Below are 24030 nucleotides of genomic sequence, written 5' to 3'. Positions count from 1 at the left end.
AAAGATAACTTAGAAACGAATATTACATACATCGATTATATTCTACCGCTTCATTTCCTGACAAAAGAAACCATCATCTGTTTTCCATTCTGCATATAATACGTCTTCAAATTTAGTAATTCCTTTTTTCTTTATTTGTTTATAAAGCCATCCTTCATCAAAGCCCGCTTCCCTCAAATTATCCTTAACTACTTTCCCGTCGCTAATTAATGAAATAGGTAAGTAAACTGGCTTATGTTTTATATTCAAGTCATTTATAGTGGGAGATTCATATTTACTTTTTTTCAATACACTTATGTTTCCGTTAGGTTCCAATATCATATATTCAACTTCTCGGATTGAAAATATATCCTTTTGTTGCCTAAGCATTTGTTGTAATTGGTTAATATCCAAATGATTCGATTTTAATTGCTCTCTGTCAATACGCCCATTACGGATGATAATAGAAGGAGATCCTTCAAAAAACTTTCTTGTCCTTCTAAATTTTTGTGTTATTGCTTCTATTGCATAAATTAATATTACCCATACAAAAACAGCATATAAAATAGACCATACTCTCACATCAGGATCGTATACAGTGTTTCCAACTAGTTCTCCGATTACAATGGCGGAAATAAAATCAAAAGGTGTTAACTGCGATATTTGTGTTTTCCCTAATATTTTAGTAGCAATTAATAAAACAAAAAAACCAACAAAAAGTTCTATCGTTATTTGCCCTAGATGATTCATAATCGTTCACCTTTCTGTAATATGTAATATAACGTTTTTATTTCTATTCACATTTCTATACGATACAATTGTGATTCATTTTTTTCTATTATCATGCCCATTCACACCCCATATATCCAATACAGGCAAAGTAAAAAGAGTCTAGTTCAATTTAATAATTGAACTAGACTCTTTTATTTTCATTTAGAATACACAATTTTTTTAATCGTTTCTCCGGAAAGAAAATGCTCCTCTGCAAGTTGATGGATGGAAATTCCGCTTTTAAACGCTTCTTTAATCGCTTTGTTTCTTTCATCTAATTGTTTTCTTCCTCCAGATCGTGTACCCCATTTATAATGCTTTGTTTCTTGTTTTGGAATGTAAATTGTTTCACCTTGTATATACTTTTGAATTTCAATAATTAAATTTTCTGGTAAAACCGTCGCAGCTTTAACGTATTTCATTTCTGCTCGCCCCTTATTTTTTATGGTTCATTTCAATAAGGTGCAAAGCCAAATATAAAAAATGATACGAGTTCATTTAGGCGATTGTATATTACTTGTCTACCTCACGCAAAGTATCGCCATTTCCATACTTGGCTTTGCATGAGACGCTGCAGTGTCCGGCAATTGAATTATAATCGCCATATAAACACCTCCTAATATACCTTTTGCATTTTATTATATGATAAATTCCTTCCCCTTGCATCCACATCCTTTTTAAAGCATGAAATTACTTAGTTTGATATAATACTTTTTAGTCCAATCCAAAAATATAGTGAGGTTACTTTATGAAAAAGAAAATAATCATTACAATCGTTACATTATTCATTATTACTGTAGCATTATTTGGAACATACAAATTGATGAACGCAAGAAGTTTTCAATTGTTTGGAGATTTAACAAACCGAGTAGAAACAAATGAAAAAGTAATTGCTTTAACTTTTGATGATGGCCCTACGAACAATATTAAACAAATATTACCACTACTAGATACATACAATGCAAAAGCTACATTCTTTTTAATCGGAAATGAATTAGAGAAAAACCTATCGTTAGGAGAAGATATCGTACAATCTGGACACCAAGTTGGAAACCATACATATTCTCATAACAGAATGGTTTTTAAAACACCTTCTTTTATTAAAGAAGAAATAGAAAAAACGAATGCATTAATCCGCCAAACAGGATTTACAGGTACAATTGATTTCAGACCACCTAACGGAAAAAAGCTAATTGGTCTGCCCTATTATTTAAATACAAACAATATCGAAACAATCACATGGGACCTTGAACCTGATACCTTTTATAAGTCTGCTGCTGATAAAATTGAATATGTTAATAAAAATGTAAAACCAGGTTCTATCATTTTACTGCACCCTATGTATGATGAGTCTAATGAAAATTTACAGACCATCGAAGGTATTTTAGATTCTTTATCTAAAAAGGGCTATCAGTTTGTAACAGTAAACGAACTTCAAAAAAGAGCAAAATAAAAAGGTAGCGTATCATACAATGATGCGCTACCTTTCTTTATTAAATAATGCCAAGTACATTTAAGAATACGATAATAATCGCAATTGGTGCGATAAAGCGAAGTAAGAATAGCCATAATACGAATAATTTATAGCCTTTATTTTTACTTACCCCAAGCTCTTTCATTAATACATCTTTCTTCATTTTTAAAGGAACGAAGATAGAAACTAATAAAACACCAAGTGGCATTAATACGTTACTAACTGCATAATCCGCTAAATCAAAGACTGTCTTTCCAAAAATCTTCAGATCACTTAATATACCGAATGATAATGCTGATGGTACTCCAACAACGAAGATTAGTAATCCTACGATTAAAGCCATTTTTTCACGTTTTCCTTTACCTTTTGCAGTTAAAGATGCAACGCTAATTTCTAACATCGAAATTGCTGATGTAATAGTAGCAAAGAAGAATAGTAATAAGAAAACGATGAAGAATAATTTCCCGAATGCCATTTTACTGAAAATAGCTGGCAATACGATAAATAATAGCCCCGGTCCTTGAGATGGCTCCATTCCAAATGCGAACACTACTGGGAAAATTGCAAGCCCTGCAAGTAATGTAATTACAAGCGTTAAAGCTACGATAGAAAATGCTGAACGTGGTAAGCTTTCTTCTTTCGGTAAGTAAGAGCTATACGTTACCATAACGGCTACCCCGACAGATAGAGAGAAGAACGATTGTCCCATTGCATATAATATGACTTCTGATGTTACGTTTGAGAAATCAGGTTGTAAGAAGAAACGAACCCCTTCTCCAGCACCATCTAACGTAAGTGCACGAACGATTAAAACAAAGAATAAAACGAATAATGCTGGCATAAAATATTTATTTACTTTTTCAACACCATTTTGTACACCTTTACTTACGATGAAAATAGTAATAAGGATGAATAATAGCTGTGATCCAACTGCTAAATACGGATTGGAAATGATTTCACCAAACGTAACTTCGTATGCCCCATTTCCTTCCCATAGTCTACCTGTAATTGCATTCCATAAGTATAATAAAATCCAGCCTCCTACAACACTGTAGAAAGAAAGTAGTATGAAACAAGTTACAATCCCTAATTTCCCTAACCACGGCCATCGTGTTTTTGGTGCGATTTCTCTATATGCATCAACGGCCTCTTTTTGTGTACTTCTTCCGATAACGAATTCAGCTAATAATAGCGGTAAACCAATTAATAATGTGAAACCGATGAAAATAAGGAAGAACGCGCCGCCCCCTCCAATTCCGGCCATATACGGGAACTTCCAAATCGCCCCTAGACCAATTGCTGAACCTGCTGCAGCTAATACGAAACCTAATTTTGATGTCCATTGCTGTGAATTCATCTGTTAATCTCCTCTCTTTATCTTTTTCTGTTTTACAATTCAGTATTTATATTGTTCTATCCACACTCTTTTCTAATACGTTCACTTCCTTCCTACTAATAAAAAAACGCCCCTACGTAAATACGTAGGGACGACAAAAATATCGCGGTACCACCCTAGTTATGAAGATACAACAAAGTTAGGACCTAAATAAAAAACGTCCCTACGCAAATACGTAGGGACGATAAATTATCGCGGTACCACCCTAGTTATGAAGCCACAACAAAGTTAGGACCTAAATAAAAAACGTCCCTACGTAAATACGTAGGGACGATAAATATCGCGGTACCACCCTAGTTGTGAAACAATCTTCACCACTTTATTTGATAACGGTATAAACTACCGTCTTTCATTTCCTCAAAATATGAGATTTATGAAAGATGCTCCAGGACGAACTTCATGAATAATCTATATACTGATTCACACCAACCATCAGCTCTCTGAAATAGGGAGATATTCACTACTATACCCTTTCATTGCCCAAATATTATTTTCCGAATTGATTACTATCATTTTTATCACACATTAAAAATAGTGTCAACTTATATTTTGAATTTTTATGTATTACTTTCTTTTTTAAATTCGAAATATGACTTTTAAATGAATAGTATTAGAACATTTATGGTTTATACTGTATTAACTTCGCTAACGGGTTTATAGTAGTATACGATGAATGCAAGACAGCAAGAGTAGGAGGATAGAATTTTGTCTACTTCAAAAGTTTTAAAAGGTACTGCTTTATTAAGCGGTGCAACAATGATTTCACGTATATTAGGTTTTATATACTTCTTCCCTTTTCAATTACTAGTCGGAACACAAGGGGTCGCTTTATATGGATATGCATACTCTTGGTACGGTATTTTATTAAGCTTCTCAACAGCTGGTATTCCTATTGCCGTTTCCAAATTTGTTGCAAAACATAATGCGCTTGGTGATTATAGTACAAGCAAAAAATTATACAACTCTAGCGTAAAATTAATGCTCTTTATGGGCTTTTTAGGATTTCTAATTTTATTTATTGGGGCACCGTACATATCACAATTTATTATTCGCTCGAAAACGCCAGATCCACAATTTATAGCCGACGTAACACTTACGATGCGAGCATTAAGTTTCGCACTTATTATCGTACCAGCTATGAGTGTTACACGCGGTTATTTCCAAGGTTTTCAACATATGAAACCAAGTGCTGTTTCTCAAGTCGTAGAACAAATTGCGCGTGTTGTTTTCATTTTAGTTGGTAGCTTTATCGTCTCAAAACTATTAGGAGGTTCCGTAGCCTCTTCTGTTGCAGTTGCCACGTTTGGCGCTGTTATCGGAGCGCTTGCCAGCGTTTCGATTTTAATGCTGTACTGGAAAAAATATAATAGATTAAAGCCTCCCGAAGGAGAATTAAAATCAAGAGCATCGAATATCCCATTAAAAAATATTTATATAGAATTACTTCGATATGCAATCCCAATTGTATTTGTCGGTATTGCAATTCCGCTCTATACGTTAGTAGATCAATATACTGTAGCTGATGTCCTGAGGGCGATGGGCGAGCCGTTAGAAACAGCGAATGCAGTTTTCGCTTATATAACGAACTATGCCCAAAAGTTAATTATGATTCCAGCTTCACTTGCAACTGGATTCTCATTAACGATCATCCCGGCAATAACGAAATCTTATACAAGCGGGAAAATAGAAGAATTACAAGAACAAATTGCAAAGATATTTCAAGTCTTATTATTCTTCACTATCCCAGCTGCATTCGGTCTTGCTAGCATCGCTTACGATGCATTCCGTATGGTTTATGTAAATCCTGAAATTGCACTTGGTGGATCACAATATTTAATTTCATTTGCACCTTCTGCTATATTAAGTGCGATTTTCACAGTTTCAGCAGCTATTTTACAAGGAATCGATTATCAAAGAAAAACGATGATTGCTTTCTCATTCGGTATTCTCGTTAAAGTTTTAGTAAATACACCGCTCTTACATTTATTTGGCGGACACGGTGCTGTACTCGGAACAATTCTTGGATACCTCGTTTCCAATGTTATTATGTTGTACTGCATCATTAAGTTTGCGAAATTTAAAATTGGTGAAACAGCAAGAACAGTGCTTCTTATTACAATTTACTCCGCAGCAATGTCTGCTGTTGTAATTGCTTTAAAAGCTATTTTAAAATGGTTAATTCCTGGACAATCTTATATGGAATCACTTCTCATTGTTGTTATATGCGGCACTATAGGAGGGATTGTTTACCTTTTATTCGTCCTAACGAGCGGACTTGCTTCACATATTCTCGGTGATAAGATTCAACGATTACCAGTACTAGGTAAATTAATTAAATAAAAAGAAAGAAGGGATGTAACGCATTGTTACATCCCTTCTTTTTTACTTCGCATATTGAATATGTTTTTGTTGTTCCGCAATATGTAATTCTGGCGCATGTTGTTCTACTAAATGTAATAGCTCTTCGATTAACACTTCTAACTCCTGTACACTATACTCCGGTTTCCCTATTAACGTATTCGCCATACGCTCATATAAGTTTTCAGGCTTAATACTCATTCGTTCCACATTATTCGGCATCCATTTAAACGCAGGGTGATGCACATACATTCGGTTTAGACCAAATAAGACCCCAAATATATTTCTTTGCACTTCACAAATAACATCATATAGCATGAGCCAGTCTTTTCGTTTTAAAAGCGCCTCTCGATTATGCCAACGATTGCTTAACGAAAGATTTTCTGAAATCATCCGTTTCGCTAGATTTTCCGGATATGCTTCGACTCTATCTTTTAATTCATTCACTTTCTTTTCTCCATACAAACTAACACCGTCATGAACGGATGATACGATACATTGTTTTTCATAACTTATATCATATTGATTTACCACATCCGAAATAACTTTCTCTACTGTTTCAGTTAAAAAGTTACTAATCTCTAATTTAATTCCCTCTTTTGTCAAATATGTTTCCGACCATTCTTCTTCCTCGTAAGGATGATATGACAAAATTGTTCCACCAATATGATTAATAGGCCCTTTACGATCCCCATCCTCTGGTGGCATTGACCATAAAATATGTAATTCTATATCTGAATGTTCATCTTCTAACCTTCTAGCTACTGAGCCTGCTAAAATAATAGCCTCCACTTTTGGGTTCTTCCTATAAATCTCTGACATTTCTATTGCTTTCTCTTTTAATCCCACTTCATTTCCCCCTATAGTTGCAGTACAGCCTTACTTTATTTATTTCTATATTACAAATTGTATTCCCTTTTCAAAGTCCCACTAAATCATATTTCTACCCAATAACGCTGAACAATTTCCCCAGTATGAGAAGACACCACTTCATCTTCTAACACACCGCCAACCTTTTGAATCGTTTTAGCAGAGCTGACATTCGATTTATCACAAGTTATTAACACTTTCTTCAATCCTAATTTTTGCGCTTCACCTAATGCTAGTTTCAATTGTTTTGTCGCATAACCTTGGCGACGTTTATCCGGATGTACACTATATCCAATATGACCACTTTCCCGCAATAATTCTTCGTTTAATCGATGTCTAATATTCACAAAACCTATAAGTTCCCCTTTTTCAAAGCTTAAAAATTGGCTAGATGGTACTCGATTACCTTGTAAGTTTTCTCCCACTTCTTGTATACTCACTTTCTCAAACCATTCATCGAGAGAATCAAAATTTTGTAAAGAACTACTGCCGTGTGGTTGTTCTCCTGATTGTAAAAACGCATGTTTATATTCCATAATTTCTCCACTATATTCATGCATTGGTTTTAATAGTTTCATTGTTATTCTCCCCCTCTTTACAACCTAAAACAAACACCTTACTCGTAACAATTTCACGAGTAAGGTGTTTTTATCATTTTTATTCAAATAATCCCATGCTCAAATATCGTTCTCCCGTATCAGGTGCAATACATAAAACTTTTTTACCAGCGCCTAATCGTTTTGCAATCATAATTGCTGCGTAAACAGATGCTCCAGACGATGGCCCAACTAATAATCCCTCTTGTCTAGCTAAGTTTCTCATTGTCGTTAAAGCCTCTTCGTCTGCAATTTGAATAATTTCGTTATACACTTCCGTATTTAAGTTTTTCGGGATAAACCCTGGACTTGTTCCTACTAGTTTATGAGGACCCGGAATACCACCTGATAAAACAGGAGATCCTTTCGGTTCTACTACTGCAACATATAAATTTGGTAGTTTCTCTTTTAACGTTTCACCAGTCCCAGTAATCGTTCCGCCAGTTCCTGCCGTTGCTACGAATGCATCCAGCTCTCCATCCATTTGTTCATAAATTTCAAGTGCAGTTGTATAACGATGAATATTCGGGTTTGCTGGATTTTCAAATTGTTGCGGAATAAAACTATTCGGTATTTGCTTTTGCAGTTCTAACGCCTTCGCAATTGCTCCTGGCATTCTTTGTTCTGCCGGTGTTAACACTACTTCCGCTCCGTATGCTTTCAATAAATTTATACGCTCTTTTGACATATTGTCTGGCATAATTAAAATCGCTTTATACCCTTTCGCAGCTGCATTCATCGCTAAACCTATTCCTGTATTACCACTTGTTGGCTCAATAATTGTATCTCCTGGCTTAATGAGACCATTCTCTTCTGCAACGTGAAGTAAATTATAGGCAGCACGGTCTTTCACACTGCGCGATGGATTAAACATTTCTAGTTTTACATATACATCCGCTGCGTCTTCTGGAATAAATTTAGATAATCGGACGACAGGTGTATCTCCTATTAATTCTGTTACGTTTTCACATAATTTCATGGCGCATCCCCTATTCTATCGTTTTCTTATCACTTGGTAATAACCAAGAAGTAAGTCCAATTAATGGTAGACAACTACATAGTAACATAATGAATTGTAGACTATATATATCAGCCAATTTCCCTAGGACTACAGATCCTAAAGCTCCGAGTCCAAACGCAAGCCCTACAATTAATCCAGATACCATCCCTACTTTTCCCGGTACAAGTTCTTGCGCATAAACAACAATTACACTAAAGCTACTTGAACTAATAAAACCGATACATAAAAATAGCGGTACGACCCATACGAGCGAAACGTGAGGTAATAAAAGTGCAAGCGGTGCTGAACCTAGCATTGAAAATACAATAATTGTTTTCTTTCCAAATCGATCTGCTAACGGTCCACCGAAGAAAGTTCCTAATACACCAGCAATCATAAATGCGAATACGAAATACTGTGCATTTTTTATCGATAAACCGTAATGCTCAATTAAATAAAATTGATAGAAGTTCCCGATACCAGCACCGTACCAAGATCGTACAAAAGTAAGAAAAACAAGAAGTAAAATAACAAATTTAATGTGTGAACTTACAATTGCATTTTCCGCCTCAAGCGCAGCCCTCTTTTTTCTTCTCACAGCGCCAGTCGCTAATTCATTCCTATACCAATTTGATACGAAAATTAATAGCACTATTCCTACCGCTGCAAAGGCTGTAAAACCTAAAGAACCAATTTGGCCGAGCGGCACGAAAATTAATGCTGTAAAAATAGGAGCTAGAGAATTCCCTGTATTTCCTCCCACTTGATAAATTGCTTGCGCTAAACCTCGCTTTGCACCAGCTGCCATATAAGCAACTCGAGCCCCTTCTGGATGAAAGACTGCGGAACCCAATCCGATAAATAAAACAGAAATAATAACAATAATAAAGTTCGGTGCAAAAGCAAGTCCAATCATCCCAAGCATACTCGAAAACATTCCGAGCGGTAATAAAAATGGTGACGGTTTCTTATCCGAATACATACCAAAAACCGGTTGCATAATCGATGATGTCATATTTAACGCAAACGCAATCCACCCTACTTGCATATAGGATAAATTCATCGTTTTTTCCAAAATAGGAAACAACGCGGGCACAACTGCTTGCATCGAATCATTTAAAAAATGACCGAAACTAATCGCAAATAATATTCGATATATTGTCGGTGTTTCTACTGTGTTTTTTTGCGAAACTGCCTGCATATGTGAATCTCTCCTTTCTGTACAAAATATATATTTATTACAGTAGGTGTAATAAATTCTGACTTTTGAAACATTTCTATTCTATACTGGTTTCATTTCTTTTTCCAGAAATATCACTTTTCACATAATATATTTTCTCTATATGTTTTATCGGATTTATTTATAGAAATTTTCTATATTTTCTTTTATACTAAGGCAGAGATGAAGGAAAGGATGACAACTATGAAGAAAAAAACAAAAGGAATCGTTGCACTCTCAATCACATTATCTATGTTTTTAACAGCATGTGGTCAAAAACAAGAGGCAACAACTACTGGAGAAAAGAAAAAAGAATCTTCAAAACAAGTATTAAACATTGTAGAAGCTGGGGAAATTTCTACACTTGATTCATCTATCGCAACCGATGGGTTTTCTTACGCTGCTTTAAACAACGTAATGGAAGGATTATATATGCCTGGGCCTGACAATAAACCTGTTCCTGCAGCCGCTGAATCATACAAACTGAGCGAAGACGGAAAAACATATACATTTACATTACACGATTCAAAATGGTCAAATGGCGATCCAGTAACTGCTCATGATTTTGAATATGCATGGAAACGTGCCGTAAATCCAGAAACTGCTTCTGAATACGCACATATTATGTTCGATATTAAAAACGCAGAAAAAATAAATAAAAAAGAATTGCCAATTGACTCATTTGGTGTAAAAGCAATTGACGATAAAACATTAGAAGTACAGTTAGAACACCCTGTTCCATACTTTTTAGGTTTAATGGGATTTGCAACATTTTATCCTCAAAACAAAAAGGTTGTAGAAGCACAAGGGAAAAATTACGGACTTGAAGCTGCAAATGTAGTGTATAACGGGCCGTTCCAATTAAGTGAATGGAAACATGATACAAGTTATAAAATGACAAAAAACCCGAACTACTGGGATAATAAAAATGTGAAATTAAATGAAATTAATGTAAATATCATAAAAGATACTTCAACAGCTGTTAATTTATTTGAAAGTAAACAAGTAGACCGAATTACGATTAATTCAGAGTTTGTTGATAAATATCAAAAAGATCCGAGCTTAAAGAAGATGGAACGTCCTTCTGTGACGTTTTTCCGATTTAGTCAAAAGAACCCTTTGTTAGCAAACAAAAATGCTCGTAAAGCTATTTCGCTTGCTTTTGATAAACAAGGAATCGCAACAACGATTTTAAACAATGGTTCTATACCTGCAAATGCATTCGTTCCAAAAGGATTCGTAAAAGGACCTGACAATAAAGATTTTCGCAGTACAAGTAATGTAAAAGTAGAAACAAATGTGAAAGAAGCTAAAACACTATGGGAAACTGCGAAAAAAGAAACAAACTTACAAAATGCTTCTCTTTCAATCATAACAACTGATGAATCTAACGATAAAAAAATTAGTGAGTTTTTAAAAGGTGAACTGGAGAAAAACTTACCTGGCTTAAAAATCACATTACAGCCCCTTCCAGTAAAAGCATTTTTAGATCGTGAAGGAAATGGTGACTATGAAATTTCACTTTCTACATGGGGACCAGATTATCCTGATCCTACAACATTTTTAAATATGTTTGTCACTGACGGACCGTTTAATAAGATGAGTTATTCAAACAAACAATACGACGAATTAATTGAAAAAACTAGCTCTACTTTAGTAACTGACTTACCAGCACGTTGGAAAGCGTTCCAAGATGCTGAGAAAATCTTACTTGAAGATGATGCAGCTATCGCTCCAATCTTCCAATCAGGACTTGTATATTTAGAACGTCCAACAGTAAAAGATGTTGTCATTCGTCCATTTGCAGGAATTTATTCTTATAAGTGGGCCTCTATTACAGAATAAGAAAAAGGCGATCCTAACATATATTAGGATCGCCTTTTTTATTAAATTGCAAAACGCTTATACTTTTCGTAGTCACTCGTCTTACATTCTACTTCTAGTTTCGTACCTTCGTTTTCATAACTTGTAGATAAAACATGCGCATGAGTATTAAAATAAGAAACTACCTGTCCTTGATCATACGGAATTAACATTTCACACTTCGTATACTCTTTATAAATGTGTGAACGAATCATTTCGACAAGATCTTCTATCCCAACATGTTTCTTCGCTGATAAATAAACGCAATCTTCTTGTACTTTCGGAATTTCAACATCTACCATATCTGATTTGTTATAAGCATAAATCGTCGGGATATTTTCTACTCCAATTTTCTTTAGCGTTTCATTTGTAATATCAATTAACTGTTCATAATTTGGATTTGCATAATCTACAACGTGAATAAGTAGGTCCGCTTCTGCTACTTCTTCTAACGTTGAACGGAATGCTTTCACGAGGTGATGCGGTAATTTGCTTACAAATCCAACTGTATCTGTTAATAAGAATGATTTGTTATCTGGCAAATCAATATTTCGTACAGATGTTTCTAACGTCGCGAATAACATATCTTTTTCGAATACTTGTTTTTCTTCGGTACCATTGTAAATTTCAAGCATCGCATTCATCGTCGTTGACTTTCCTGCGTTCGTATAACCGACTAAAGCTACAACTGGTACTTCATTTTTCTTACGCTGCTTTCGCTGCGTTTGACGCTGGGCAACAAGAGCTTCTAAATCTTTATTTAAAACTGAAATCTGTTCTTCAATTTTACGACGATCTAACTCTAATTTCTTCTCACCGACACCTTTATTTTTCGTACCAACTCCGCCGCTCTGTCTTCCTAATGATTCACGAAGACCAATTAAACGAGGCATCATATACTGAAGATGGGCCACCTCTACTTGCAGCTGTGCTTCTTTCGTTTTCGCACGTTGCGCAAAAATATCTAAAATTAATATGGTACGGTCGATTACTTTACAATCTAAATCCGCTTCTAAATTTCGAATTTGTGAAGGGGATAATTCGTCATTAAAGATTACCATATTCGCATCTACTTCATTTACATACGCTGCTACTTCTTCAATCTTTCCTTTTCCAATATAATGTGACGGATTTACTCGTTGTAAATTTTGCGTCACTTGCCCAATTACCTCTACATCACAAGCTTCTGCAAGATTTGTTAACTCTTCCATCGAATACGCAAAGTCATCTTCATTACCTAAATTTACTCCAACTAAAACAGCTCTTTGTAATAATTCTTCCATATATTTATTCCTCCATTTCGATTACGTAAAATAAAAAACACAGGTCACTGCCTGTGTTTTCGTAAACGGATAAGGGTTCACCAAAAAAATAGAAGAAAGCTATACTTTCATCCTATCTCATAGTCATTAAGTCCCAAGATCATATACGTATCCACAATAAGTGTTCACCTATACGATCCCATTCTATTAATAAAGGCAAAACAAAAAGAGGGCGTATTCGTCCCTCCCTCTTTTTCACATATAAGCTTCATAAAGGGTTCCTTTAAAATAGGCAGACCAATCCCGTTCACTCTGTACACAGACAGAGCCTTTGAGCGCTATTCAATTATTGGCACAAAGTATTGAGACGTAATCTGATTAAGATCAAAGGAAGCCCCTCCGTTCATTTTAAGTTACATAAAGTGTAGCATAAGTAATTCGCTTTCACAAGATTAAACCACCTATAGAAACAGAAAGAAAATCTTTATATATTTACTTTAATCGTCATTTTTTGCGCGTTCTTCTTACAATAAAAATCACAAGAGCTACTATCAGTAACAGGCCTATAGAAAGAGTAACAACTTGCCACCAACTAAAACCGTTCACCATGTCACCTTTTAAATCGACTTTCTTCGTTCCACTACACATAGATGTCTCTAACTTTTCTTCTCCTCTATAAGAAGAAAAAACCAAATACTCTCCTCCCTCCGCAAAAGGAAATGTACAGCTATTAAAACTTGTATATATAATAACTTGCGAAGAGTTTGTCCCTTTCCAAATTTTCTTCACTTCAAAAGAAGCTGCATTCAAAGATGGATTACCTCCCTTTGAACGCAGCTTCTTTGATTTTAATTTTATTTACCTGTCCGAGACCATATCACAACAGGAATGAGCATGAAAGCTAACACTCCTCCAGCTAATGACAATGCCGCATAACTTGAATTCGCTACTACCATACCTGACATGGCTCCGCCTGAAGCTCCAGCTAGCGCAATAAATACATCTATTTTCCCTTGTGTTTTTGCACGTGTGGAAGGTATAGTTGCATCAACAATTTGAGCAGTACCACTTATTAAACCGAGGTTCCATCCTAATCCAAGTAAAGACAAAGCAACAATTAATAGTATTAAAGAATCACTCGGTGCGATTGCAGCTATAACACCTGCTGCTAGTAAAATTACTCCGCCAGCTATACTCATCGTAGTTCTTCCAATTTTATCAATTAACATTCCTGTAACGAGAGATGGAAGATACATTGCACCTACATGAAAACCAATTACAAGACCTACTGCACTTAAAGCGTGACCGTGGTGTCCCATATGAACTGGCGTCATTGTCATAATCGCAACCATCACGATTTGTGTAAGTATCATTACGATAGCTCCAACCGTAATGCCTCTTTTGTTTTCTTTCGCTTCCTCTGTTACTGGTTGCCCTTTATATGTATGCTCTTGTTTATATGTTTCTATCATATTAGCAATAAGTAACGGATCTGGACGTAGCATAACAAAAAGGACAAGACCCGCCAGTATAAACGCCACTGCTGATAATATGAACGGACCAGCAAGTTCAGGAATTCCAATTGAATGAGCAAACCTTCCCATTACACCTACTAAATTCGGACCAGCGACTGCACCAAAAGTCGTCATTACCATAGTGATACTAATAGCTGTTGCTCTTTGCTTCTTATTCGCTAAATCCGTTCCAGCATAACGTGCTTGTAAATTCGTAGCTGTGCCTGCTCCATATATAAGTAAAGAAACTAGTAAAAGAATAATACTATTTGTTACAGCTGCCATCACAACTCCAATAGCCCCTAGCCCGCCTACTATAAAACCTCCTGCAAGCCCTATGCGGCGACCATACTTTTGCGATAACTTCCCAACAAAGAAAGCTGCTACCGCAGATCCCATTGTAAACATAGCAGCTGGTAATCCTGCAAATGCATCTGTTCCAAGCATTTGCTGCGCAAGAAGTGCACCTACTGTAATTCCAGCAGCTAACCCTGCTCCGCCGAACATTTGTGAAATGCTTACGATTATTAATGTTCTTTTGTATAATTTTTGTTGCTCATCTTCTGTATACATACGATTGCTTATTAAAGCACTCGCTTTATCTAGCATTTCCTCACCCTCCTTTTGAAATTAAGCCCCTTTGTTAATGTACTATAGAACAGCAAAATCCCCAAATTTAAAATGCTGAAATTTATTTATACATGTAAAGAACCCCACGGTTTACATTTTCCCATTACCGAGGGGTTCCCAAAATTACAGGGTGACTCTACTTTATATTTCCTATACAAACCTTGTACTATTCTACAACTACATCTTGATTCTCTTCAAATCCTTCTGCCTTACCTTCTTTCATTTCATAATAATAAGAAGGCAATTCTATACCATGCTCTACAAAATAATCCTCAATTAACGAAATAATCACTTTCAACGTTTTCAATCGAGCGTATAATTTATCGTTACTCGCGATAATTTGCCATTTTGCATTTGGCTTATTCGTTTTTTCAAACATGTCTTCCATCGCTTCAACATACTCATCCCATTTTTCACGATTACGCCAATCTTCATCTGTTATTTTCCATCTTTTCAAAGGATTGTTCTCTCTACCTTTAAACCTCTTTAATTGTTCTTCTTTACTAATATGGTAGAAGAACTTCCCGATTATATAATGATCATCTGTTAATAGTTTTTCAAAATCATTGATCTCATCATACGCTCTCGTCCACTCTTCCTTTGTAGCAAAACCTTCAACACGCTCAACTAACACACGGCCATACCATGAGCGATCAAAAATGGTGATTTGTCCGTATTGAGGAAGTTTACGCCAGAAACGTTGTAAGTAATGGTACCGTTTCTCATGAGGTGCTGGTGCTCCAATTGGATTTACTTGAAACCCACGCGGATCAAGGTGTTCTGTCACTCGTTTAATCGCTCCACCTTTTCCAGCCGCATCCCAGCCTTCCATAACAAGCATAACTGCGATTTTTTCTTCTTTCAAAATTTGCTGCAACGCTAATAAGCGTCTTTGATATTTTTCAAGTTTCTTATTGTACTTAGATTTTGATTCAATTCTTTTCGTTACATCTACTTTAGCAAGATATCCATTTCCCATAAAACAAATCCCCCTTGTTGTATGACAATGTTATTTTAACATATTATTGGGAATTTTTTCACATTAGAAAAAGCTGTGTAGAAAAATCTCTACACAGCTTTTATAAAGAATACAGCAGTTAATATAACCGTAATAACTGTACCTACAATATAAGATGTGTTTAGCGGAATGTTAAAACCAATTTTTGCATTTAAAATATACACTACCGTCATGAGCGTCATAAAGATTGCTGGAATCAAAGAAACGATATATGGTTTTCCTTATTAAATCTATTCCAATGATAAGGCTTAGTACAGCAATACTTATATACACAACTACTGCATACCAAGGATTCAATTCTAATAGCACTCCAGAAATAAATATATACAAAAATAATAGTTGCGAAAAAATACACATTCCTAGCCCGCCATTCATAACAGCCCCCTACATTTTATGGTATATACTCACATAAAGAGAAGATAATAATTAATAAATCCGTTACAGAATGGGAGCTCTCTAAAATGAAACGAAAAATATTTACTCTCTTTGCACTAGTCTGTTTAGCACTACCAATACAAGCTAGTGCATACACATTTCAATCACTACCTATCGAATCAAAGTCAAAACAGTGGTATATCGAAATTGATAAATCTTATAACGCAAACAAACAAGTAGTACAGCCAAAACAGAATTTATACGATACATATCGTTTACTCGTAAAAAACATCGGTAATGATGTATCAAATGTAGCTGTAGAAATCGTTGATAACACTCCTACCTCTAAAACTACTTTTAATCCTACTACATTACATAACAACGTTTCAAAAAGTCAGACAAGCTTTGACTACATCGTATTCCCTTTAGACTTTAACAGCCATAATTTCAAAGTCGTCATTACTTGGGAAGAAAACAATTTCTCTTACAACGGGCATCCGGTAAATGAAGGGAAACAAATGAAGCAAACATTTGTGTTTAATGAAGAGTAAGCCCTAATTTGCGTAGGGCTTACTCTTTATTTACAAAACCAGATTGAATTGCTTCTGTTACTTCTTTTGCGATTTCACATTCCTTTGCTTCCATGCTAATTTTCTTATGCCAAATATGTATGGAAGGCTTTTTGCTACAAAGATGTTTTATTAATACTAGTGAATTATACGTTAACGTATTTTCTCTATGGGTAGCAATATAAACTGTGAAATTTTTTGCTTCAAAGATCTTTTCCTGCAAATTGTATTGGCTGTCCAATTCCTTTGCTACTATATCGTTCAAGTTTTCTATAATCATATAAGTTATTCTCCTTTCCCTTATATCATTAATCAAATCGTCGAATACTCGGTACACATAATGCTACTCCAATTGTTACAAGTACTAAAATAGCTAATGTTATAATCGTTATCTCGCCACCTATGACAGTAGCTAGCCATCCTACAACTACATAACCTAGTGGCAATAAAGCAAATGAGCCTAACATATCAAGGCTTGCCACTCTTCCGAATGCTTCTTCTGGTACAAGCTCTTGTAAACTTGTTTCCCAAATGAGCCCAAATATCATCATACCGAACCCCTCAATTGCCATTAACACTATTAAGGCAGGTGTCCAAGAAACGAAAGGCATAGTTAAAAGTGCTATTCCACTTATTAACACACCACCATATGCAAGTAACCCTCGCTTGTGCCATTGCTCCTTGCCCCCAAAAATGAGTGCAGCAATTACAGCTCCAACACCAGAAGATGCCATTCCTAATCCATACACGTATGCTTCAAAATGATGATGAACATTAAATAACCATGGAATTAATACAACGATAATCCCTGCATAACAAATATTTATGAAAGAAAAGACTAAAATTGTAATCCATAGCCACGGATGACTTTTCAAAACTAAAACACCTTCCATAAACTCTTGTTTGTAATCAATCTTACTCTTTTCAATGGATTTTACTTTTTTAAACTTTATTTCTCTTAAAAATAATAAACATAAAAATGATAACAAATACGTTACTGCATCCAATCCAAATCCTATTCCAGCAGATGCAACTGAAACGATCAATCCTCCAAGAGCCGGCCCGATTAGTCGTATACCTTGATTACTCATTTGTGTTAATGCATTAGCCGCATTTCGAATTTCCGGTACAAATACTTTCGCTCTTACAGCCGCATACGCCGGCTGAAATATCCCTTCCATAAGCCCATATAATGCTACGAGTACATATAGAAGTGGAATTGTTAAAACGTCCATAACTATAAGTGTTGCAAGTAATAGCATTAATATGCAGCGTATTATATCTGTAAATAACATTAATTTCACCCGATCAATTCGATCTACGACTAATCCAGCAAACGGTAACGCAAGAATATTAGGAAGCATATACATTGCCATAGTCATTCCCATTACAACTGTTGAACCAGTCAATGAATACACAACGACTGGCAAAATAACCATCGTTATCGAACTACCTAAAGTCGAAAGTAATTGCCCAATCCATAAAAATTTAAAATGTGGGGACGTTTTAACGGGTAATAACAATTTACCGACATAACTTACATTTTTCTCTGTTCGTATTTCTCCTTGCATACCTCTCTCCTCTTTTCAAATTAAATTAACACCAAATAAAATGCAGAAAATTCATTTTTCAATACCTTTAATTATATATGAAACTGTTAAATTATTGGTAAAAATATAAAGTGAAACTTTAATCAGTGGGGGTTTTGTTCATCCCCCACTGATTATTAGTTGAACCAATCGGACGTTTACGGACAGTTGATCTCCCACCTAACTTCTTTGCTCCAACTGAATTTTGAGGTGGGAGTTTTACTGTCCGTTAACGCGGGATAAAATTGAAACTCATAATACCTCTACCAATATTACATATTGAATATAAATAAAAAGGTGTTTTCATAAATGAAAACACCTTTTTTGTCTATAATTTTAAGTTCTTCTTCAATGTCCAATACTTTTCTTGAGTATTTTCAAGTGAAAATTCTACCCAGCCGTTTGGATCTTCACGATATACATTTACTTTCGTACCATTTTCTAATTTTCCAACTTCATTTTGTGTAACATTTGGTACACTCTTAATTGGATTGTTAAACGGGAATGGAACTTGGTAGTAAGATCCTACCGATTGAACTGTAGCTTTTGCATCTTTTGTATAATCTTTATATGGAATCGCTTCGCCTAGTGCATTTACATTTAATGTATTAGGATTTTTCGCTAATCGTTTTACATTTTGATAATCTTTGTTATTGAAAGGCTTAATACGTTCCATAATATTAGCGATTTTTCCAGCCCATGCTTTATCTGTTGCATACTTAACATTCATAGCAGGTAATGTGTAACCATTGAAATGAGGAGCGCCTTCTTCTAAGTAATTCTTTCTTACATAATCAGCATTGTATGAAATACTTTGCCCGTACGATGGTAAATATTTTGCATATGCAAATGGATCCCAATCAAATGCCTTTAAGCCAAATAAATTATGTTTACGATATGCAATTTCTGATTTCCCGTAACCAGATTCTAAGATTGCATGTGCAGCTAAGTATAATGCGCTCACACCATACTCATTTTGTGCTTGAATAAAATCTTTACCCGTTCCAATAAGCGGACTGTCAGGATGCCATTCTTTAATAAAATTATCAATCTCTTGTGCCGTTATGTTAGATGGTAATGTCACATCTAGATTAATATATGAAGGCTGTTCAACAGGAACATCCTTTTTAATTTGCATCGCTTTATATAATAGTTGTGCATAGCTTTCACGTGTTAATACACCTGATGGATCAAATCCTCCAAGGTTATTCCCTGCTGCTACACCGTTGGATTGCAATGCACTAATTGCTTCTTTTGCCCACCAATGTGTTGCATCTATATCATTAAATGTATGGGGTGCTTTTACTTCTAGTTTAAATGCTTTTTGCAAAATAACAGACATCTCAGCACGAGTTAACGATTCTTTCGGTCTAAATGTTCCTTTACCATCACCTACAAAAATCCCCATATCTGTTAATGCCAAAATTTCTTTTTGGAACATCGTCGTTCCTGCACTAATATCAGAGTATGGATTTTTATAATCGGTTTTTGCTTCTGGTTTTAATGCGCGATACATTAATGCTGCTACTTGCTCACGAGTTACAACATCTCCGAAGCCAAATTTACCATTATCGTAACCTGCAATAACCCCTTTTGACGTTAAATCAGTAATCGCTTCAAGTGCCCAATGATCTTTCGGAACGTCTGGAAATTCTTTTGTAGATGCAAACGAAGTTGCTGGAGCCATCACTACTTGAAGTGCGACTGTCACTGCTAACACATTAGAAATAACTTTTTTCATAATTTTTTTAACACGTTATGTATATGCTTGTCCCGTGTTAACTTGCCTCCCTTTATCGTATAATTTTCCCTATTAAACTAACAAACTCTTAATTAGTCAACAGTAAAAGTATACGTGATAAAAATAAACTAATCTACCATTATTTTATTCATAATTAGTATAATACGATATATCTTTTTATCCTGATATAAAATTACAAAAACTTACATAAAAAGCCCATCTCTATATAGACGATGGGCCTAGCAATCAATATTGTTATTTTGTTAAACGAGATTTTGAAACATCAAAACCTTTCCACTCATAATAATCTAAAATACCCGCATAAATTGCCTCAGCAGCTATTTGTCTTCCAGATTCTGAAGCTAACTTCTCATAATCCGCGCTGTTATCTAAGAATGCTAGTTCAGTTAATACTGCAGGCATCTCATTTTCTCTTAGTACATAAAAGTCTTCTGGTTTCACACCACGATCTCTTGTATCTAGAGCTTTAACTAATCTCTTTTGTATTTTATTGGCTAACATATAACTATCTTTTTCACGCTCAGTTAATTCTTTCTTTTCAGATCCTTTATAATAAAAAGTTTCTGTTCCATGTCCATCATGTTTTTGAGAAGCATTTGCATGGATACTTACAAAAACATCTCCATTATGTTCTTTCGCGAAATCTACACGATTTTTAAGGTCTTCTCCTTGGTTTTCACCAAGACGAATATCTGTTTCACGCGTTAACATTGCACGAAATGGAGTATTTTTCTCTAGTAAACTTTGTAATCTTTTAGATGTATCTAATACAATATCACTTTCATGTAATCCTTGCGTTGCCTTCCCAGGATCTGTTCCTCCATGGCCAGGATCAATAATGATTACCTGTTCTACTAAAGGGTTACCTATTTTAAGCGAGTCCGTCTTTGCAATAAACTGCGCTGCTTCTGCTTTAGTTAGAATTTTTTTCGGCTCCCATTTGTCACCAGTCCCAACAGAAATCCCTAATTCAACTAGAATGTTAGCTTTTTCTTTACCCCAGTTTAATGTTTCTAAATCTTTGAATTTAGTTGCTGGAGTACCGCTTACTTTAGACTCTAATTTGTAAGCTTCTACAAGAAGAGATGCCATTGAAACACGGTCGATTTTTCCGTCTGGCTCAAATCCATTGCCTGTTCCTTTAACAACGCCAGCTTTTTCTACAGCTGCAATGATTGGAGTAGCCCAATGTTTTTGAGAATCCGCGTAAGATGGTTTAGCGTTTTTATCGATTGGTAAGTTTAAAATTTTAGCCATCATTGTAGCTGCTTCTGCACGAGTGATTTCTTTTCCAGGCTCGAACATTCCTTTTTCGTTACCTGTAACTGCGCCTCTTTCTGCTAAGTAGTTAATAGAAGTTTCTGCCCAATCCCCTGCTGGAACATCTGGAAACATTTTTGTTTGTGCGAAACTACTAGATGAATAAGATAATATGCTAGCTGCGATTACTCCTGCTGCGATTATTCTATTTTTCATAGAATATATTCCCCTCTCAAGTACAATGTATTTATGTAACAGACTAATTATAGTTCTGAAAATTAGTAATAGTCAATTGCAATTTGTATAATTTTGTATTATTATTGTATTTTTTGTCATATATAACGCTAGTTAAAAACTATAAGGTTTTATAAGGGAGAGATTCACATGAGCAACAATTGGAAAAATATAGAACACCGTATTTACACGATGTGTATGATTCAGCGGAATAACGAAGTATTGCTAATACAGCGCCCCGATCATCTAGGCTTCCCTGGCCACATCGCTCCTGGCGGAAAAGTAGATTTCCCAGAAAGTATCGTTCAAGCTGCTAAACGAGAAGTAAAAGAAGAAACTGGATTACTTGTTTCAAACTTAACTTTTAAGGGATTAGATGAATACGTAAATCCGAAAGAAAATGTTCGATATATGGTATTTAATTATTGGACAGACTCATTTGAAGGCGAACTTCTTATGAATCCTCCAGAGGGCGAATTATTATGGGTACCAATCGATACAGCATTAAATCTTCCTATGCAAAATTGGTTTAAAGAGAGATTCCCATTATTTTTTGAAAAAGGTACGTTTGAAATTCAACGTGTTTGGGACCGCGACTTAGATAAACAAGTTGCTATGACCATTACGCATACGTAGAAAAGCTTGGGATCTCTCCAAGCTTTTCTTACTTCCCCTCTATTTTCTTAATCTCATACTCAATTTCTAAAAACTTAACCCCAAATATCCACATTCTATGTTTTGCTACTAATATTTGATCCTTGTTCTCTTTAATAATAAAAGTTTCTGCTAACGGTAAACGTATTGTAAAGAAACGAGTATGTAAATAAATCCCCTCATCTCCCTTACCATTTCTTCTCAGCTTACTAGTAATGATTAAATCATTACCCTTATTACATACTTTCAAAATCCCTGTCATATTCGAATATGGTAAAGGTAATGCAATATTCATGTATGTCTCGTTCTCATATGTATGTTTTGAGTAAAGAGCTACAAAAATAGATTCTTCTGCTTCATTTTTTCTTAGCCAAGCCCTTACATTCTCTCTTCCATCCTTCTCATCTATTATCCCGATGATAGAGCCGTGCATCGTTTCCCACTTGCCGCCCATTCCTAAATGTATTTGCCCTACACGTTTACTCATTTTCTCATAGCAAAATGCTACCGGGCGGAACCAGCGATTCCATTTAATATGTGATTGTAACTCATACTCTTTTGTATTTTCATAAAAGTGAACAATACTTAAAGGAATCTTCGTCACGTCAAATGCCTCACTATGAAAATCATTCATATTATCAACTAAACCTTTGTATTCTTTGCTATCTATTAAATTTCTGTTATGTAAAAATGCTTCACCAACTGTCGCATTTCCTCTTAACCCGCTCATTGGTTTCCCGTAATATTTATAATTCGGGGCACTATTTTCAATCATCCAGCCGACAAATGCTGGTAACGCTACTCCAATTCCATTGACAACACCGTGAATCCAAACCATTTGAGCAATTGTAATCGTCATTACATGTTTCAAATTCCCATACGAATATATAAGTGAAAACATAATTGTTACCATGAGTGTGCTAGACGATATAATTAGGAGAATCTTTGCACTAATAGCATTAAATTTCGCGCGCCAAACATAAATACCATAACTATAAATCGCACATAAATATAGGAACACAGCAAAAAATTCAAATACTCTTGAGTATGTAATCCCGATCGCAACTGTCATAGGTGAAATGACGATGACAAACATAATAGCATCATATACTTTACTTCTCTTTTCTCTTTTTCTCCCAATTAAGCCAGCTGATAATGGCAATAGAAATGCCGAATAATGAAAGTGTGCAGCAGTAAGCAACACGATGTCGGAACTAAAGTGCATAATGGAGAGTTTTGCTACAGAAGCAAAAAACCAAAAACCACCTAAAAACAAATATATAAACGCACTATCGATAGCTGTCTCTTCTAGCGGTTTCCATCCTCTTTCTAGTAATCTACTCACACCAAATAATGCAACAATCCCTGTATATACAAACCAAAGTAACGCAAAAAAATAGTGGTTTGTAACGAAAGCTAACATTGCACTCATTGCTGCGATTGGATATAAAAACGATACAAATTTATAAAAAAATACATATGATCCATTTCTTGTTTTCTTATCAATGATACAAAATGACATCGGTATAAATAACAAAATAGATAATAAAATAATTGCTTCCACTGGGTTTATATTTGACCACTCGCATATTAGAAAAATAATATAACAAGCAAGCCCAACTATTATATTTTTCATT

22 protein-coding genes and 1 other annotated feature are annotated in these 24030 nt (G+C 35.2%); of the genes, 5 read left to right on the top strand and 17 right to left on the bottom strand.

The window, feature by feature from the left end; translation table 11 throughout:
- Nucleotides 1-42 precede the first annotated feature (42 nt).
- Together VF726_RS03385 and VF726_RS03380 are read right to left on the bottom strand one after the other, a co-directional pair.
- Nucleotides 43-729 (bottom strand): DUF421 domain-containing protein, encoded by a 687-nt coding sequence (locus VF726_RS03385; protein ID WP_440165834.1) that lies wholly within the window; start codon nucleotides 727-729, stop codon nucleotides 43-45.
- Between the two features lie 179 nt (nucleotides 730-908).
- Entirely contained in the window at nucleotides 909-1172 is a 264-nt protein-coding gene (locus tag VF726_RS03380; RefSeq protein WP_440165832.1) for a CD3324 family protein, read from the bottom strand.
- Between the two features lie 326 nt (nucleotides 1173-1498).
- Here VF726_RS03380 and VF726_RS03375 point away from each other — a divergent pair, with 326 nt between their 5' ends.
- The gene (locus VF726_RS03375; RefSeq protein ID WP_440165830.1) at nucleotides 1499-2203 is read left to right on the top strand and encodes a polysaccharide deacetylase family protein; all 705 of its coding nucleotides are present in this window, start codon (nucleotides 1499-1501) and stop codon (nucleotides 2201-2203) included.
- A gap of 40 nt (nucleotides 2204-2243) precedes the next feature.
- Here the strand turns inward: VF726_RS03375 and VF726_RS03370 are convergent, their stop codons facing one another.
- Nucleotides 2244-3581, bottom strand: coding sequence for a sodium-dependent transporter (locus VF726_RS03370; RefSeq protein ID WP_440165828.1), 1338 nt, complete (start codon nucleotides 3579-3581; stop codon nucleotides 2244-2246).
- A 302-nt stretch (nucleotides 3582-3883) separates the two neighbouring features.
- Nucleotides 3884-4106 (bottom strand) — a binding site (T-box leader).
- A gap of 219 nt (nucleotides 4107-4325) precedes the next feature.
- On the opposite strand from VF726_RS03370, the gene VF726_RS03365 reads away from it, so the two are divergent.
- Complete coding sequence (locus tag VF726_RS03365) at nucleotides 4326-5960, top strand: putative polysaccharide biosynthesis protein (protein WP_440165826.1); 1635 nt, start codon at nucleotides 4326-4328, stop codon at nucleotides 5958-5960.
- Nucleotides 5961-6002: 42 nt separating this feature from the next.
- On the opposite strand, the gene VF726_RS03360 is transcribed toward VF726_RS03365, so the two are convergent.
- From VF726_RS03360 to VF726_RS03345, 4 genes are all read right to left on the bottom strand, one after another.
- The gene (locus VF726_RS03360; RefSeq protein WP_440165824.1) at nucleotides 6003-6827 is read right to left on the bottom strand and encodes a DUF4037 domain-containing protein; all 825 of its coding nucleotides are present in this window, start codon (nucleotides 6825-6827) and stop codon (nucleotides 6003-6005) included.
- An 86-nt stretch (nucleotides 6828-6913) separates the two neighbouring features.
- Nucleotides 6914-7426, bottom strand: coding sequence for a GNAT family N-acetyltransferase (locus VF726_RS03355; protein ID WP_440165822.1), 513 nt, complete (start codon nucleotides 7424-7426; stop codon nucleotides 6914-6916).
- Nucleotides 7427-7505: 79 nt separating this feature from the next.
- A complete protein-coding gene (gene cysK / locus VF726_RS03350) occupies nucleotides 7506-8423 on the bottom strand; it encodes a cysteine synthase A (protein WP_440165820.1) in 918 nt (305 codons plus the stop codon).
- Nucleotides 8424-8433: 10 nt separating this feature from the next.
- Nucleotides 8434-9645 (bottom strand): MFS transporter, encoded by a 1212-nt coding sequence (locus VF726_RS03345; RefSeq protein WP_440165818.1) that lies wholly within the window; start codon nucleotides 9643-9645, stop codon nucleotides 8434-8436.
- Nucleotides 9646-9867: 222 nt separating this feature from the next.
- Here VF726_RS03345 and VF726_RS03340 point away from each other — a divergent pair, with 222 nt between their 5' ends.
- Nucleotides 9868-11508: a peptide ABC transporter substrate-binding protein gene (locus VF726_RS03340; protein ID WP_440165816.1), complete on the top strand. Its 1641-nt coding sequence runs from the start codon at nucleotides 9868-9870 to the stop codon at nucleotides 11506-11508.
- A gap of 41 nt (nucleotides 11509-11549) precedes the next feature.
- Here VF726_RS03340 and hflX read toward each other — a convergent pair whose 3' ends face one another.
- From hflX to VF726_RS03315, 5 genes are all read right to left on the bottom strand, one after another.
- A complete protein-coding gene (hflX, locus tag VF726_RS03335) occupies nucleotides 11550-12809 on the bottom strand; it encodes a GTPase HflX (RefSeq protein WP_440165814.1) in 1260 nt (419 codons plus the stop codon).
- 483 nt (nucleotides 12810-13292) lie between these two features.
- Nucleotides 13293-13625, bottom strand: coding sequence for a cobalamin biosynthesis protein CbiN (locus VF726_RS03330; RefSeq protein ID WP_440166693.1), 333 nt, complete (start codon nucleotides 13623-13625; stop codon nucleotides 13293-13295).
- Between the two features lie 17 nt (nucleotides 13626-13642).
- Nucleotides 13643-14911, bottom strand: coding sequence for an MFS transporter (locus VF726_RS03325; protein WP_440165812.1), 1269 nt, complete (start codon nucleotides 14909-14911; stop codon nucleotides 13643-13645).
- Between the two features lie 187 nt (nucleotides 14912-15098).
- On the bottom strand, nucleotides 15099-15911 hold the full coding sequence (locus VF726_RS03320) for a polyphosphate kinase 2 family protein (RefSeq protein ID WP_440165810.1): 813 nt from the start codon (nucleotides 15909-15911) through the stop codon (nucleotides 15099-15101).
- 171 nt (nucleotides 15912-16082) lie between these two features.
- A complete protein-coding gene (locus VF726_RS03315) occupies nucleotides 16083-16325 on the bottom strand; it encodes an alpha/beta hydrolase (RefSeq protein ID WP_440165808.1) in 243 nt (80 codons plus the stop codon).
- A gap of 86 nt (nucleotides 16326-16411) precedes the next feature.
- Here VF726_RS03315 and VF726_RS03310 point away from each other — a divergent pair, with 86 nt between their 5' ends.
- The gene (locus VF726_RS03310) at nucleotides 16412-16876 is read left to right on the top strand and encodes a hypothetical protein (RefSeq protein ID WP_440165806.1); all 465 of its coding nucleotides are present in this window, start codon (nucleotides 16412-16414) and stop codon (nucleotides 16874-16876) included.
- 19 nt (nucleotides 16877-16895) lie between these two features.
- Here the strand turns inward: VF726_RS03310 and VF726_RS03305 are convergent, their stop codons facing one another.
- The 4 genes from VF726_RS03305 to VF726_RS03290 form a co-directional block, all read right to left on the bottom strand.
- Complete coding sequence (locus VF726_RS03305) at nucleotides 16896-17174, bottom strand: hypothetical protein (protein ID WP_440165804.1); 279 nt, start codon at nucleotides 17172-17174, stop codon at nucleotides 16896-16898.
- A gap of 28 nt (nucleotides 17175-17202) precedes the next feature.
- The gene (locus VF726_RS03300; protein ID WP_440165802.1) at nucleotides 17203-18465 is read right to left on the bottom strand and encodes an MFS transporter; all 1263 of its coding nucleotides are present in this window, start codon (nucleotides 18463-18465) and stop codon (nucleotides 17203-17205) included.
- Between the two features lie 346 nt (nucleotides 18466-18811).
- Nucleotides 18812-20224 (bottom strand): S-layer homology domain-containing protein, encoded by a 1413-nt coding sequence (locus tag VF726_RS03295; RefSeq protein ID WP_440165799.1) that lies wholly within the window; start codon nucleotides 20222-20224, stop codon nucleotides 18812-18814.
- A gap of 255 nt (nucleotides 20225-20479) precedes the next feature.
- The gene (locus tag VF726_RS03290) at nucleotides 20480-21721 is read right to left on the bottom strand and encodes an N-acetylmuramoyl-L-alanine amidase (RefSeq protein ID WP_440165796.1); all 1242 of its coding nucleotides are present in this window, start codon (nucleotides 21719-21721) and stop codon (nucleotides 20480-20482) included.
- A gap of 168 nt (nucleotides 21722-21889) precedes the next feature.
- Between VF726_RS03290 and VF726_RS03285 the strand changes: the two genes are divergently transcribed.
- Nucleotides 21890-22375: an 8-oxo-dGTP diphosphatase gene (locus VF726_RS03285; protein WP_440165794.1), complete on the top strand. Its 486-nt coding sequence runs from the start codon at nucleotides 21890-21892 to the stop codon at nucleotides 22373-22375.
- A gap of 28 nt (nucleotides 22376-22403) precedes the next feature.
- Here VF726_RS03285 and VF726_RS03280 read toward each other — a convergent pair whose 3' ends face one another.
- Nucleotides 22404-24029: a YndJ family protein gene (locus VF726_RS03280; RefSeq protein WP_440165792.1), complete on the bottom strand. Its 1626-nt coding sequence runs from the start codon at nucleotides 24027-24029 to the stop codon at nucleotides 22404-22406.
- Between the last annotated feature and the right edge of the window lies 1 nt (nucleotide 24030).

Source organism: Bacillus sp. Brlt_9 (assembly GCF_051948935.1).
Lineage (GTDB): Bacteria > Bacillota > Bacilli > Bacillales > Bacillaceae_G > Bacillus_A.
Note: the sequence above shows the minus strand (reverse complement) of the source record. Positions and strands in the feature narration are given on the sequence as shown.